Source organism: Thiorhodococcus mannitoliphagus, assembly GCF_010915725.1.
Taxonomy (GTDB): Bacteria; Pseudomonadota; Gammaproteobacteria; order Chromatiales; family Chromatiaceae; genus Thiorhodococcus; species Thiorhodococcus mannitoliphagus.
This window is the reverse complement of sequence record NZ_JAAIJR010000294.1, coordinates 1-2,182: the sequence shown is the minus strand read 5'-3', so window position 1 is coordinate 2,182 and position 2,182 is coordinate 1. Positions and strand designations below refer to the sequence as shown.

Below are 2,182 nucleotides of genomic sequence, written 5' to 3'. Positions count from 1 at the left end.
CCCGGGGGGGGCCCCCACAAATCCCACCCCCCCCTTCCCGCCTGGGTGCCCCCCCCTCCGGTTGCCGGGGGCCCCCCGCCGTTTGCGCGCCCGGGGGGGGGGGGGCCGCCGCTCCCACGTCGCTTTACCTTGAAGGATTCAGGGTGTCGACTCAACCGACTGGACGGTTCGATGATCAACACCATCGGTCTCTACACAGGGGTAGGCGGCTTAGAGATTGCCTTCGAGGCCTCCGAGCGCGGAGCCGCGACGACGCAGCCAGACCTCCCGCCCCCAGCAGGAGACACAAGCCGCGCCCGATCTCGCGTAGGCTATTCACAGACAAGCCCTGCAAGGCGCCGCGCGTTTCGCTCGCCGAGCAGGGTCCTATCACACCAATTTGTTCTAGGAGTATTCGATGCAGATTGGAGCTTGGATGACACATCTACGCAATCTCTTCCTACAGGGCATCGCCCTGCTTGCCCCGCTCATCATCACTGTGGCCTTAGTCATCTGGCTCGGAGGCGGCGTCGAGCTGATCGTCGGCGACCTGCTGCGGCGGATCCTCCCCGACGACTGGTATCTACCAGGCCTGGGACTGGCCGTTGGCATCCTGCTGACCATTGTGACCGGGCTGGTCGCCAATATTTTCTTGGTGCGTTGGCTAGTCGGACTGGCCGAGCGGATTGTCGATCGCATCCCCTTGGTCAAGAGCCTCTTTCAAGGCCTCAAAGATATGGCGCAGCTCTTCTCGCGCAATGGCGATGGGTCGCTCGGACGGCCTGTATCCGTCGAGCTGAACGGCATGCGCTTGGTCGGATTCGTGATGCAGGAGCAGGCCCGTCTACCAGACGACGAGCCTGATTCCAGGCAGGACCAAGTGGCGGTCTTCTTGCCGATGAGCTACCAAATCGGCGGCTACACCCTCTACATGCCTCGCGACCGGGTCAAGCCGTTGGACGTTGGCACCGAGCAGGCCATGCGGGCCGTGCTCACGGGCGGCTCTCTGATGAGACCGGGCAAGGTCACGCGCGACACCTGAACTCATGCGGGATCAAGCCCGCGCGACAAACCGCTCGACACCATCCGCCAGCAAGACGCCATCCTCAACGCCGACGGCAGCGAGCCGGAATGGCCGGAGGCGGATGTGATCGTGGGGAATCCGCCGTTTCTGGGCGGGAGCAAGAAGCGCGGCGCCTTGGGTGATGATGACTTCGAGGCGCTGGAACGACTCTATGCCGGTCGGGTTCCCGCGGGGGCGGATCTCCTCACCTATTGGTTCGAGAAGGCGCGAGCACACCTTGTCGCGGGACAGTGCCGAGCGGCCGGGCTGGTGGCGACCAACAGCATTCGCGGCGGGGCCAACCGCAAGGTGTTGGAGCGGATTCTTTGCAAGACTCAACTGACGACATTCGCAGAGGCGACAGTGACATTCGACACCCTGGAATTGCTGGAGAAGCTCAAGACAGCCGGCTTTCCGCAGGATCAGGCGGCGACGCTGGAGCGGGCTTTGCTGGCAGTTGGGCGGCGCCTGGCGGTCGCGGTCGAGAGGGCTGCGTGAGCTCGGCGGCAACATGGGCTCAGCGGAGATCACGGCACCCGATCGCCGCGGCCGTTGGTCGCTTTCTTCACCTCATGGCGGCCGATCCGGGCAACCCACCCGCATTGGAAGCCTTGATCCGGCTCTTGGATGAGCTGGCTTGGCTGGCACACCAGATAAGGCGCGAAGAGATCGAGCATGGGGATGTCGCGGTGGAGACCGAGCCACCGGATGCGGACTGGGCGGCTTCGAGCCGTCAGGCATTCGCCTGGGTTGGGCATGTGAGGTCAGAGGCGCGAGAGGGTCGACCACAGATCGACTGTCCTGCCGTGGAGCTGTCCGAGATCGTCGATGATCTCGCGCGCATCCAATGGCGCTTCCGCTCAACCTCTGACGGAGATGCGCTCTTCCATTATCAGCTTGGGTTCATCTCGCACTGGGGCCATCATCTGCGCAGGGTCCAGCAGGCCCTCCATGCGTGGTACTGGTAGCCTGAGGTTTACTTTGGTGAAACCGTGTTCTTGCTCGGGGGCCTCGATCATCGTCTGGTCCAAGCGCACGACCGGTGGGAGCGGGGGGCCCCCCCCCCCCGGGGCGCCAAGGGGGCGGGGGGCCCGCCCCCCCACCGGTGTCGTGGAGGGGTTTACAGGGGGGTGGCAGACG

The 2,182-nt window shown here is 64.7% G+C and carries 3 protein-coding genes; all 3 read left to right on the top strand.

All coding sequences use genetic code 11. The annotated features are described in order from the left end of the window. Positions 1–415: 415 nt before the first annotated feature. The 3 genes from G3480_RS26270 (at position 416) to G3480_RS26260 (ending at position 2,010) form a co-directional block, all read left to right on the top strand. Positions 416–1,021: a DUF502 domain-containing protein gene (locus tag G3480_RS26270; protein ID WP_164657150.1), complete on the top strand. Its 606-nt coding sequence runs from the start codon at positions 416–418 to the stop codon at positions 1,019–1,021. A gap of 111 nt (positions 1,022–1,132) precedes the next feature. Next, positions 1,133–1,540 carry a DNA methyltransferase gene (locus G3480_RS26265; RefSeq protein WP_164657149.1) on the top strand — a complete coding sequence of 136 codons (408 nt, stop codon included), beginning with the start codon at positions 1,133–1,135 and terminating at the stop codon, positions 1,538–1,540. Then, positions 1,537–2,010, top strand: a complete 474-nt coding sequence (locus G3480_RS26260) for a hypothetical protein (protein ID WP_164657148.1) — start codon at positions 1,537–1,539, stop codon at positions 2,008–2,010. Before G3480_RS26265 ends, G3480_RS26260 begins: the two co-directional genes overlap by 4 nt. Positions 2,011–2,182 lie beyond the last annotated feature (172 nt).

Coding starts and splice junctions, on each gene's coding strand:
- G3480_RS26270 (WP_164657150.1), top strand. CDS start 416: ATGACACATCTACGCAATCTCTTCCTACAGGGCATCGCCCTGCTTGCC.